Source organism: Kitasatospora sp. NE20-6 (assembly GCF_045862635.1).
Genome location: NZ_BPRL01000031.1, coordinates 26972 through 39120, shown reverse-complemented (window position 1 = coordinate 39120; position 12149 = coordinate 26972). Strand labels below are relative to the sequence as shown.

Annotated in this window: 9 protein-coding genes; 3 read left to right on the top strand and 6 right to left on the bottom strand. The window is 76.0% G+C overall.

Going from position 1 to position 12149, the window contains the following annotated elements:
* Positions 1-150: 150 nt before the first annotated feature.
* Together SNE206_RS21880 and SNE206_RS21875 are read right to left on the bottom strand one after the other, a co-directional pair.
* Positions 151-1434, bottom strand: coding sequence for an acyltransferase family protein (locus SNE206_RS21880; protein WP_407915161.1), 1284 nt, complete (start codon positions 1432-1434; stop codon positions 151-153).
* A gap of 152 nt (positions 1435-1586) precedes the next feature.
* Positions 1587-2975: a DUF6777 domain-containing protein gene (locus tag SNE206_RS21875; protein ID WP_407915160.1), complete on the bottom strand. Its 1389-nt coding sequence runs from the start codon at positions 2973-2975 to the stop codon at positions 1587-1589.
* A 139-nt stretch (positions 2976-3114) separates the two neighbouring features.
* Here SNE206_RS21875 and SNE206_RS21870 point away from each other — a divergent pair, with 139 nt between their 5' ends.
* Positions 3115-4419, top strand: a complete 1305-nt coding sequence (locus tag SNE206_RS21870; protein ID WP_407915159.1) for a streptophobe family protein — start codon at positions 3115-3117, stop codon at positions 4417-4419.
* Positions 4420-4434: 15 nt separating this feature from the next.
* On the opposite strand, the gene SNE206_RS21865 is transcribed toward SNE206_RS21870, so the two are convergent.
* From SNE206_RS21865 to SNE206_RS21855, 3 genes are read right to left on the bottom strand one after another with little or no spacing between them, the layout of a single operon-like run.
* Positions 4435-5517, bottom strand: coding sequence for a protein kinase domain-containing protein (locus SNE206_RS21865; RefSeq protein WP_407915158.1), 1083 nt, complete (start codon positions 5515-5517; stop codon positions 4435-4437).
* Positions 5514-6044 (bottom strand): hypothetical protein, encoded by a 531-nt coding sequence (locus tag SNE206_RS21860; RefSeq protein WP_407915157.1) that lies wholly within the window; start codon positions 6042-6044, stop codon positions 5514-5516. Before SNE206_RS21860 ends, SNE206_RS21865 begins: the two co-directional genes overlap by 4 nt.
* 7 nt (positions 6045-6051) lie before the next feature.
* Positions 6052-8400, bottom strand: coding sequence for an FHA domain-containing protein (locus SNE206_RS21855; RefSeq protein ID WP_407915156.1), 2349 nt, complete (start codon positions 8398-8400; stop codon positions 6052-6054).
* A gap of 169 nt (positions 8401-8569) precedes the next feature.
* Here SNE206_RS21855 and SNE206_RS21850 point away from each other — a divergent pair, with 169 nt between their 5' ends.
* The gene (locus tag SNE206_RS21850) at positions 8570-8845 is read left to right on the top strand and encodes a hypothetical protein (protein WP_407915155.1); all 276 of its coding nucleotides are present in this window, start codon (positions 8570-8572) and stop codon (positions 8843-8845) included.
* A 318-nt stretch (positions 8846-9163) separates the two neighbouring features.
* Complete coding sequence (dacB, locus tag SNE206_RS21845; protein ID WP_407915154.1) at positions 9164-10774, top strand: D-alanyl-D-alanine carboxypeptidase/D-alanyl-D-alanine-endopeptidase; 1611 nt, start codon at positions 9164-9166, stop codon at positions 10772-10774.
* Between the two features lie 165 nt (positions 10775-10939).
* Here the strand turns inward: dacB and SNE206_RS21840 are convergent, their stop codons facing one another.
* Positions 10940-12130, bottom strand: a complete 1191-nt coding sequence (locus tag SNE206_RS21840) for a hypothetical protein (RefSeq protein ID WP_407915153.1) — start codon at positions 12128-12130, stop codon at positions 10940-10942.
* Between the last annotated feature and the right edge of the window lie 19 nt (positions 12131-12149).

The following is a 12149-nucleotide window of genomic DNA, read 5'->3' as shown; positions in this document are numbered from 1 at the left end:
ACACCATCGACAGACCGTCACCACCACCCCACCCCCCGCCCACCAACCACACCCGCACCACCACCCCCCACATGGCCCCCGTCACACCGACACCCGCGGACGGACCAAGGCGGACGGACCGGGGCAGGACCGGCCCGGGTGCGGCAGGGCTCAGGCGACCGCCTCCGCGGACTCCACCGGCGCCTCCCCGGCGGGCACCGCGGCCGGCGGCAGCAGGACGAGCGCGGTGCCCGCCGCGAAGGCGAGCCCGGGCAGCACCCCGCCGTGCGCGAAGCCGTGCCCGGCCCAGTACCCGAGCGCGGGGACGGCCGCCGCGTACCCGGTGACCAGCGCCAGCGGGCTGTGCGGCTCCGCCTCGGTGCGGGCCGCGGCGTGCAGGCGGCGGAGCGCCCGGTCGAGCGGGCGCAGGGCACGCAGCACGGCGACCAGCACGGCGGCCAGGGCCGCGATCCACACCGCCCGCAGCGCCCAGAACGCGCCGGACCCGACGACCGGCTCCGGCGCGAGGCCGGGCAGGTGGAGGACGGCCGCGAGGACCAGGACGGGCACCATGTGCCACAGGTACAGCGCCATGCTCGCCGCGGCCGTCGCCCGGGCGGCCCGGCGCGCGCGGGCCGGGCGCAGGGCGCGTTCGGCGGCGGGCGCGAGGAGCAGGCACACCGCGCACTGCGCGACGGCCCAGGCGAGCATGGCGGCCGACGGCGGATCGGTGTTGCTCACCTCCTCCCCGGTGACCAGGATCAGGCTCACCGGGTACGGCCCGTACGCGACGAGCAGCGCGAAGGCCGCCGCCCCGCCCGCGGCGAGCGCCACGAGGACGCCACGGCGCGCGAGCAGGCCGTCCCGCCAGCAGAAGCCGAGCTGGTAGGCCACCGCCCAGACGAGCAGGTGGTCGAGGTCGCGCAGCGGGGTCGGGCCCACGGCCACCGCCACGGCTGCCAGGACGACCGGCACGGCCGCACCCCACCGCCGGTGGGCGGCGGCCAGCAGGGGGGTGAGGGCGGTGATCAGCAGGTAGACGGGCAGGAACCAGAACTGCATGGCGAGCGCCCAGCCGACCATGCCGAGCAGCGCGGGGTCGGCGCCCGCCGTCCGGGCGACGGCGAGGCCGGCGAGGGCGAGCGCGGCGTACGCGGCGGTGGGCAGCAGCAGGCGGACGGCACGCCGGCGCACCCAGCGGGCCGCGGTGCCGCCCGCCGCGCGGTGCCGGTCCCACGAGCCGGCGGCGGCGTACCCGCCGGCGAGGAAGAAGACCGGCATGATCTGGAAGAGCAGCGTGAGCCACCGGGTCCACGGCAGGACGGCGAGGAGTTCGGGGGCGACGAGCGCGCCGTCGCGGTGGGCGAGCACGGTGATCAGCCAGTGGCCGGAGACGACCAGGCAGATGGCGAGGGCGCGCAGCAGGTCGACGTACCGGTCGCGTCCGCTGCTCACGGGGCGTCGGTCTGCGGGTGGGCACGGCGTTCCGGCGGCATGACGGTCACTATGGCCGGTGCCCGGAGGACCCGTCCAGGCCCGGGAGGTTGCGGTTCGGTCGCGTGCGGAGAAGCGCGGCCGGCGGGCCTGGACGGCAGGACGGACGGTGGTCAGGACGGCGGGGCGCTCGCCCCTCCCCCGGAGCCGTCGGCCGGACTCGCCGGGCCGTTCGGCCCGGGTGCCGACGAGTGGCTCGAACCCTCCGAGGCGGGCGCCGACGGGGGCGCGGACGACGGGGGCTCGGACGGGGCCGAGGTCGGACCGGACGACGGCTGCCCGGAGGACGGCCCGCCCGAGGACGGTTCGCCGGACGACGGTCCGCCGGAGCTCGCGCCCGGCGACGACGGCTCGCCCGACGACGGCTCGCCCGAGGACGGCGAGGCCGACGGCGAGGTGGACGGCACCGCCGTGTTGTCACCGCTCGCGGCACCACCGGTGGGCCGGGCGAACATCCCGCCGCTGCCGACGTCGACCAGCACCACGGTCGGCACCGGACTCGGCGCGGGCGACACCACGACGACGTCCTGGCCGTCGAAGCCCGGCCACGCCGTCCCGGAGTAGCTGGCCGGTCCCTGCGGGTCGACCGGCGGGAGCAGCGGGTTGCCGCAGGCGCAGCGGACCCGCGGCACGCCCTGGCCGTCGATCAGCACGGCGGTGCCGGCCTGCAGCACCGCCTGGTACGGGGTGGCCTTGCCGTCGGCGAAGCCGTGGTTGGTGACGCGGGTGTCGACGCGCAGCAGGACGGGGGTGAGGCTGTTGAGGTAGGGGTCGACCGCGTCCGGCTGGATGCCCTCGACGCCCGCCCAGGCCGCGGACTTCTCGGGGTTCTCCTTGAGGTAGCCGCTGAGTTTGGGCACGTCGCAGCTGGCGGTGTTGAGCGTGCCGCCGTACAGCCCGGCGTCGCCGCCGCCGCGGGTGCCTCCGGTCGAGGAGGCGGTGGCCCCGGCCGCGGTCGGGGTCGCGGTCTGCTGGGCGACGGACCCGGTGAACGGGTCCTTGCCCTCGGCGCCGACCGGCTGCAGGGCGACCTTCTGGGCGGCCTGGGCGGTGCCTCCGCCGCCCGCGGTGAGCAGGAGGCCCGCCGCGATGCCGCCGCCCGCGACGACCGCGACCGCCGCCAGCGTCCGGGGCCTGCGCCACCAGACCGGGCCCCGGTGCGCCCCGCCGCCGGCACCGGCTGTGCCACCTCCGCCTCCGCCGCCGCCCCCGCCCTCACCGCCGCCGACACCACCGGCGGCACCACCGGTGACGACGGTGCGCGGACCGGAGGGCGGCCCGGACGAACCACCGGGGCCGCCGCCGGGAGCCGCGGGACCGCCCGGGTGCGCGCCGGGGCCCGAGGTCGGCCCGGAGGGCGGGCCGGAGGCCGAGCCGGGGTGCGAGTCGGACGGCGGCGGGCCCTGCGAGGACGGGCCGGAGAGCGGGCCGGACGGCGGGCCGGCGGGCTCCTCCGGCTGCGGACCGGACGGCCGGTCGGCTGACGGCGGTTGCGGGCTCACGGGTGATCCTCCCGTCCTCGGCATCCCCGCCCCATTCTCCGCGCGCCCGCCGCGGCCCGCGCGACCAGTCGCCGTTCCCCGGCCGCTGACGGAGTCTGGAAGGAAAGCCACGGGGGACGCGACCCGGCAGGAGATCGGTGTGGGAACCACTGGCGGGCCCGGGGCCCGGACGACCGGCGGCAGTGGCGAGCTGCGCCGCTGGGTCGAGGCGCTGACCGCCGTCGCGGCCGCCCTGGCGGCCATGCTCGTGACGGCCGCGCTCGGCCTGCTGTTCGCCGGGGCGAACGACCTGCCGTCCGGCGGCTTCGGCCCGGTGGTCGCCGCGACCGTGCTGATGGCCTTCGGTGCGCCCGCCCGGATCGAGGGCGGCGCCGCCTTCGTGGCGGGCGCCCAGGGGGGCATCACCGCGCTGCCGCTGACCGTCGGCGTGATCGGCGCCCTGCTGCTCGGCCTGCTGTTCCTGCGGCCGATGCGGCTGCACGCGACCGTCGGCGGCCGGGAGCTCGCCGTCCGGGCGGCCCGGATCGCCGTGCTGTGGGTGGCGGTGCTGCTGCTCCTGTCGTGGGCGGCCCGGCACAGCTTCACCGTCACGACCGGGGAACCGATCGTCGACGAGCTGGGCGGGCTGCTCGGCGCCTCCCCCACGGTCGGGTTCGCGGTGGACCCGGGCCCGGCGGTCGGGTACGGCCTGCTCTGGCTGGCCGTGGTGCTGGCGCTGGCGCTCGCCGTGTCCCGGCGCACCCCGCTGCCGCTGCCGCTGCTGCGCTTCCACGCGGCGGTGCGCCCGGCCGCGCACGCCACGCTGACGCTGCTGCTGGTCTACGCGGGCCTGGCGGTGCCGGCCGGGCTGGTGGAGGCCGCGGTCGGCGGCCATGCCCGACAGACCCTCGCCGTGATCTTCCTGGGCCTGCCGAACCTCGCCTGGCTGGCGCTCGGCATCGGCATGGGCGCGTCCTGGCACGGCCATGTGGGGGGCAGCCTCGGCCTGCCGATGCCGAAGCCGCTGGCCGACGTGCTCCGCGAGGACCGCGACGTGCGGCTCGACATCGGCACCCTGACCGCGCAGGACACCCGCGCCTGGCTGCTCGTCGCCCTGGCCGTGGTGGCCCTGCTGGTCACCGGGGTCGGCATGGCGATGCACGCGCCGCCCGAGGTGAAGCCGCTGCGGCACGCGCTGCACCTGGCGGTGGCTCTGGCGGTGGCGATGCTGCTGGTCGGCCTGCTGACCCGGATCACCGCCGCGTACGGGCTGACGCTGCTCGGCTTCGGCGGCAGCGGGTCGGCGGTGCTCCGGCCCGACCTGGTGACCCTGGTGCCGGCCGGGGCGCTGTGGGGGGCGGTGGCCGGGCTGCTCGGCGGCCTGACGGCCGCGCGGGTGCGACGCGCGCAGCCCCACGACCACGCGCAGCCCCACGGTCACGACCGTCCCGGGCAGGACGGGTAGGACGGGCAGGGCGCGTCAGGAGGCGTCGTAGACCGGCAGCGCCCAGGGCGGCGGGCCGGGCAGGACTCCGGCCGGCCGGGGTGCCGGAGGGGACCGGACGGGATCCGGCGACTGCGGGGCACCGGACGGCTGCGAGGCGGCGGGCAGCTGCCGGGCACCGGGGAGCTGCTGGGGATCGGGCAGCGCGCCGTCGGGGACGAGCGGCACCAGCTCGGTCGGTGTCGGCACCGGGATCGCCGCGACGTGCTCGGCGCCGTGCAGCGCCCCGACGAACGCCAGGCAGCTGTCGTAGCGCTCGTCGGGGGTCTTGGCGAGCGCCCTGACCAGTATCGCGTCGAGGGCGGCGGGCAGCTGGGGGCGGCTGCTGCCGATCAGCGGCGGCGGGTCGTTGAGGTGCGCCCAGAGCTGGGCGAGGTCGTCGTCGCGCCGGTAGGGCGGGTCGCCGGCGAGCATCTCGTACACCACGCAGGCGAGGCTGTAGACGTCGCAGCGGCCGTCGACGGGCTTGCCGTTGATCTGCTCGGGCGCGACGTAGTCGAGGGTGCCGACGAACTGGCCGACCGTCGTCAGGCCGGAGAGCGAGAGCGACTTCTTGGTCAGGCCGAAGTCCGTGAGGTAGACGTGCTCGGGGTGGTCGGCGTCGGTGCCCTCGGCGACCAGGATGTTGCCGGGCTTGACGTCGCGGTGGACGAGCTCGTGGGCGTGCGCCGCGTCCAGCGCGGACGCCACCTGCGTGGTGATCCGCACGGTCTGGCGCAGCGAGAGCGGGCCCTCGCGGTCGAGGAGCGCCCGCAGGTCGCGGCCGCGGACGTACCGCATCGCGATGTAGAGAAGGCCGTCGGCCTCGCCCGCCTCGTAGACGGGCACGATGTGCGGGTGGTCGATGGCCGCGGCGATCTTCGACTCGCGGGCGAAGCGCTCGCGGAAGACGTCGTTGCGGGCGAGGTCGGGGGCGAGCAGCTTGACGGCGACGGTGCGGCCGAGCCGGAGGTCCTCCGCGCGGTAGACGACGGCCATGCCGCCGCGGCCGATCAGCTCCTCCAGGCGGTAGCCGGCGAGCTCCCGCCCGGTCAGGTCGGTCGGCGCGGCGGTGGTCATCCGCCCTCACCCCGGGGGCCCGCACCGGAGGCGGCGGCGCCGGGCGGCTCGACGGTGGCGTACGTCTGGAGGCCGGTGCCGTCGCTGTAGTACCAGCGGCCCTTGTCGAGGTCGAGCAGCCAGGCGGAGGGGCCGTCGAGCACGGCGCCGAGCCGCAGGTTGCGGGTGCGGTCGCGGAAGGTCTCCAGGTCGATCAGGCCGTCGGCGTACTCGCCGACCAGGCGGCGGTAGGAGGCGAGGGCCTGTTCGAGGGCGGCGAGCAGGGGGCGCGGGTCGTCGGCGCCGGCGAGCGGCCGGTCGGTGCCGGGCGGCGGGTGCGGCAGGGCGACGAGCAGCCGGCCGTCCACCCAGGCCGACCAGCCGTTGGAGCACACGATGCGCGCCCAGTTGCCGCTGCTGTCGGCGAGCCGGACGGGCAGGAGCGGGTCGAGGCGCACCGACGGACGCGACGGGTCGGGGCTCGCCCAGGTCTGGAGGCCGTCGGCGGGCGCGACATGCGTCGGGTGGAAGGCGAGCGGTGCGGTCATCCGGCGGTCACCTCCGCATCACGGCGGGCTCGTGGCGGCGCAGCAGCCGCGCGACGACCAGGCCGTACGCCACGGACAGCACCACCATCATGCCCATGTTGAGCAGCCAGGCGGCGGACGTGGGGGCGAAGAACGGGTCGGCGGTGAGCGGCTTGGGCACGGTGCTGCGCAGTTCGACGGTGCCGGCCATGGCGGCGAACGCCCAGCGGGAGGGCACCAGCCAGGAGAGCTGGGCGAGGACGGGGGTGGCGTCCAGTCGGATGAGCGCGCCGCAGAACACCACCTGCACGATCGCGACGAGCACCAGCAGCGGCATCGTCACCTCCTCCTTCTTCACGAGGGCGGAGATGAGCAGGCCGAGCATCATGGCGGTGAAGGAGAGCAGCGCGACGGCGAGGGTGATCTCGACGAGCGGTGGCAGGAAGACGCCGCTCCCGCCGTCCGGTCTGATGTCGACGCCGAGCAGGGCGACCATGGTGAGCACCACGGCCTGCACGACGGTGACCGTGCCCAGCACGATGATCTTGGACCAGAGGTACGCCGATCTGGAGAGCCCGACGGCGCGCTCGCGCTGGTAGATCACGCGTTCCTTGACGAGCTCGCGGACCGCGTTGGCGGCGCCGGTGAGCACGCCGCCGACGCAGAGGATCAGCAGGGCGTTGAAGACGCTGTTCTCGTCGAGGCTGCTGCCGGCCAGGGCCCGGGCCATCGCGCCCATCACGAACGGCAGCGCGATCATGACGGCCAGGAAGGTCCGGTCGGCGGTGAGCGCGGTGGCGTAGCGGCGGACGAGGGTGGAGACCTGCTTCGTCCAGCGCTGCGGCGGCCTGGGCGGCGGCGCGGTGGTCCCGGCGGCGGGGGCCGGCACCCCGGCGGGCCGCGGGTGGTCCATCGCCCCGGTGACGTAGCGCCGGTACGGCGCGGAGCCGCGGTAGTCGCCGGCCCAGTCGCGGTCGGTGTCGTTCTCGAACGCGTCGAAGGCGTCCGGCCACTGCTGGAAGCCGAAGAAGTCCAGGGTCTCGCCGGGCGGCCCGTAGTAGGCGATCCGGCCGCCGGGGGCGAGCAGCAGCAGCCGGTCGCAGAGCTCCAGGCTGAGCACGCTGTGGGTGACCACGACGACCGTGCGGCCGTCGTCGGCGAGGTTGCGGAGCATCTGCATGACCGAGCGGTCCATGCCGGGGTCGAGGCCGGAGGTGGGCTCGTCGAGGAAGAGCAGGGAGGGCTTGGTGAGCAGCTCCAGGGCGACGCTGACCCGTTTGCGCTGACCGCCGGAGAGGCTGGAGATGACCTGGTCGGCGCGCTTGCCCAGGCCGAGTTCGGCGATCACCTCCTCGACCCTGGCCTCGCGCTCGGCGGCGGCGGTGTCGTCGGGGAAGCGGAGCTCGGCGGCGTACCGCAGGGCGCGGCGCACCGGCAGCTGGGTGTGCAGGATGTCGTCCTGCGGCACGAGGCCGATGCGGCGGCGGAGCTCGGCGTAGTCGCGGTAGAGGTCGCGGCCGTCGTAGCGGACGGTGCCCTGGTCGGCGGGGCGCAGGCCGGTCAGCGCGTTGAGCAGGGTGGACTTGCCCGCGCCGCTCGGCCCGGCCACCGCGAGCAGGGTCTTCTGCCCCACGGGGAAGGTGACGGAGTCGAGCAGACGGCGTCCGCCGGCGACGGTGACGGTGAGGCCGTCGACGTCGAGGTCGACGTCGCCGGTGTCGACGTACTGCTGCAGCTCGTCGCCGACGAGGCAGAACACGGAGTGGCCGATGCCGATGAGGTCGCCCTCGCCGACCAGGGCGTTCAGCACCGGACTGCCGTTCAGGTAGGTGCCGTTGTGGCTGCCGACGTCGGCGATCTCGTAGCGGCCGTCGGGGCGGGCCCGGAGTTCGGCGTGCCGCCGGGAGACCGAGAGGTCGCCGACGACGAGGTCGTTGTCGAGGGCCCGGCCGATCCGCACGACCTTGGCGGGCAGCGGCCGCACGGTGGTCGGCGGCCGCATCGACCCGGTGATGAAGGTCAGCGCGGAGGGCCGGCGTTCGGGCGTGACCCGTTCGGGCACCTCGTGGAGGGTGCAGCACGGCCCGTCGGCGGCGCTGCCGAAGCGCAGCACGCTGCCGGGGCCGACGTCGAGGTGCTGCACGCGGTGGCCGTCGGTGAAGGTGCCGTTGGTGGAACCGGAGTCGTCGAGGATCCAGTGCGTGCCGTCGGCGTGCAGCACCGCGTGGTGCCAGGAGACCCGGGGGTCGCTGAGGACGATTTCGCTGGCGGGGTCACGGCCGAGGTGATAGGTGCGGCTCGGGCTGATGACCTGCGAGTCGCCCTCGGTCTCGAGTACCAGCTGCGGCGCGGTGAGCGCGGCGGGTCGCTCTCCCATACCGCCGATGGTAGCCGCGCCCCGGTCGCCCTGCCCGGTGCCGCCGTCCGGCCGCAGGTCGGGGCCGACATGCCCACGGCAGGGTGATTCGGCCGGAAAGAGGAGTGTCACCCGGTATGTCTTGGGGCATGACGTGTTCGTACTGTCGGCCGCAGATCGGGGAGGCTCCGTGAACACCTGGGCGACCTGGACCACGCAGGGCATTCTCGCCGGCACCGGAGGGGTGCGGACGGTCGAGCTGGGCGTCATCAAGGGCGACCTGACGGTCCACACGACGTGGATCGACGGCGAGGCCCGCCTCACGGTGCAGTACAGCGGCGCGCTGGACTGGTTCACCGTCGAGGGAAGCCCGGTGAAGGCCGGGGACGAGGCGGCGGCCCGCGAGCTCCACCAGCGGATGGTGGAGGCCGTGAAGGCGGGCGGCGGCGCGGGCGCACCGGGCTGACCCTGCCGCAGACGGGCCCCGCGGACGCACCGCGGGGCTCCCTCCGTGATCGCACGCAGGCGCGGGCGGGTCCGGCGGACGCACGGACGCAGGCGGCACCCGGGACACACCCGGGCACCGCTCAGCGGACGCGCACGTCCGCCGGACCCGCTCTTTTTTCGTCGGTGTGCAACCTTCGCGGCCGCCGAGGCGTGAGGAAGGGGGAAGGTCCCGCCCCACCCCAAGATCAACTGACGGTCCGTCAGGTGATAATGTGCAGGTCACGGGGGGCGTGGGGTGCCGCGCACGCCTCCGCCGCACCCGATTCCTGGAGCATCTGTGCCCGCACGCCTGAACCGCCGCGCCCTGCCCCTGGCGGCCGCCGCTCTCGCCGCCTCCCTGCTGGCCGGCTCGGCCCAGGCCGACGACCCCGCCCCGGCGGACGCCACCCTCACCGCCGACCTCGACGCGCTGCTCGCCGACGCCCGCCTGGCCAACGCCCAGACCGGCGTGCAGGTGCTCGACGCCGCCACCGGCGCCGTCCTGTACTCCCGCCAGCCCGGCGCACTCCTCACCCCCGCCTCCACCCTGAAGACCGTCACCTCGGCGGCCGCCCTCGACCTGCTCGGCGCCGACCACCGCTTCACCACCGAGGTCCGCACCACCGGCACGACCGCCGCCGGACGGCTCCGCGGCGACCTGGTGCTCCGCGGCGGCGGCGACCCCAGCCTGCTCGTCCAGGACCTCGACGACCTCGCCGCGAAGGTCGCCGCGACCGGCATCACCACCGTCACCGGCCGGGTGCTGGCCGACGGCACGCGCTACGACACCACCCCCCTCGGCGCCGGCTGGGCCTGGGACGACGAGCCGTACTCCTACAGCCCCCAGATATCCGGCCTGACCGTCGCCAACGACACCGAGTACACGATGGACACCGTGCAGGTGACCGTCACCCCCGGCACCGCCGGCAGCCCCGCCGCCGTCACCCTGGTGCCCGCCGAGGCACCCATGAAGCTCACCGGCACCATCACCACCGGCGCCGCCGGCAGCGCCGCCACCGCGGGCGTCCAGCGCCGCCGCGGCGTCAACGAGCTCAAGCTCTCCGGCAGCATCGCCGAGGGCGCCGCCCCCACCACCACGTGGCTGACCGTCGAGGACCCGGCCACCTACGCCGCCCGCGTCTTCGCCGGCGCGCTGGCCCGCCACGGCGTCACCGTGGGCCACGAGGTGCGCAGCGCCACCGGCACCGAGACCTCCCAGGCACTCGCCTCGCACGACTCGAAGACCCTGGGCGAGCTGATCGTGCCGATGCTGAAGATCAGCAACAACGGCATCGCCGAACACCTGGTCAAGGAGGTCGGCAAGGTCAAGGGCGGCTCCGGCGACTGGGGCACCGGCATCAACCAGATCAAGGGCTTCCTCACCGCCAACAACCTGGCCAGCCCCGCCGGGCGCCAGGTCGACGGCTCCGGCCTCTCCCGCTACGACCTCATCACCCCCGGCAAGATGGCCGCCCTGCTGAAGACCGCGCAGGACAAGCCCTGGTTCTCCGCCTGGTACGAGGCCCTGCCGGTCGCGGGCAACCCGGCCCGCATGGTCGGCGGCACGCTGGCGGCCCGCATGCGCGGCACCGCCGCCGAGAACAACGTGCACGCCAAGAGCGGCTCGATGAGCGGCGTCGACAACCTCATGGGCTACGTGACCGCGCCCGACGGCCGCAAGCTCATCTTCACCGTCATGGTGAGCAACTACGCCGGCACCAGCCCCCGCCCGGTGATCGACGCCATCGCCGTCCGCCTGGCCGCCGGGCACCCGGCCGCCGCGGCCGCACCCGCCACGACCGCCGTCACGCCGAAGCTGCGCTCGCAGCAGACGCCCGACCGCGGCGACGCCGCAGGCACCGCCACCGGCACCCGCTGGGAGGACTGCGAGACCATCGGCCGCTGCTGACCTGCCCCGACGGGTCCGCCCCCGGAACGCCCACCGGCACCGGGGGCGGACCCGTACCCGGGCCCGCGTCCGGAGCCGGACCCGCCTCCGGAGCCGGGCTGCACCCGGCGCAGGCTCGCGGACCGGTCCCGCGCGGCCGCGCAACGGCCGACGGCCGACGGCGCCCTAGGAACGGCGGCGCCCCCACGGCTTGCCGCCCGGGGCACGGGTCGGGATGCGCTCCACCGGGGGCTCGGGACGGTCCGCGGCAGGGCGCCCGGAACCGTCCCCCACCGGACGCGGCACCTGCTCGACCGGCGTCCGCCGGCCCGCTCCCCCGGCGGTCCACGCCTCGTCCCGGCCGCCGCCCAGCCGCTCGCCGCCCTGCCGGCCGCCCTGCCCGCTGCCCTGCCCGCCGCGCGGATCGGACGCCGCGGTCCGGACCAGCGGCAGGGTGCGGCCGCGCACCACCCGCCACACGCCGGTCGGGCACGGCCCGGCGTAACGGCGCAGCCGGTCGGTGTCGAGGGTGCGCAGCCGCAGGTCGAGGCAGCTGTCATGGTCGGCGTCCGGGTTCCAGCTCCGGGTGGGCAGCCGGATGTGGTCGCTGCGGCTGAGCCAGTCCTGACTGGTGCTGTTGAGCGTCTCCAGCCGGTCGCCGAGGGTACGCACCACGAGCACCGGCCGGTCCTTCGATCCGGGCCCGTTGGCGAACGGCACATCGGCCCACCAGATCTCACCGGGCACGGGCTGCCGCTGCGGGTGGTGGACGCCGCCGCGGGTCCAGTCGACCGGCGGCAGGCCGACGCGCAGCCGTACCGCCGGGATGCGCCAGACGGCGACCAGCGCGGTCGCCGCCGCCACCGCGCAGGCCGAACCGGCGGCCACGGCGACGAGCGGGTCCGCGGGGGCGCGGACCACCGCGGCCACGGCGGCCACCAGTGCGGCACCGGCGATCGCCGGGCCCTGCCGCGGACCGCGGTTGAGCACGCCCCAGGCGATCACGCAGAGGGCGGTGGTCAGGGTGGCGACACCGCCGAGCACGGGGAACGACCAGAGGGACTCCACGCCGGAGGCGTAGGCCCGGACGATGCCGAACCCGGCCGCCGCCATGAGGGCGGCGGCCCGGGCCGCGAGCCTCCGCCGCGCCAGGCGGCGGCGCCGGTCGGGCCGGTAGCACCAGGCGATGAACAGCGCGACGCACGGCGCGACGGCGAGCATGACCAGCCACTGGCCGTCGCTCTCGGCGAGCGCCCGGTCGGCCTCGGGGTCGTCGGCGAACAGCGCGATCGGCAGGATCCCGCACACGGTCAGGAAGGCCGAGCCCATGGCGAGCAGCGGCAGGGCAAGCACGAAGCGGATCGTGGACCGGATCATGACGGCAGCGTAGGGCACC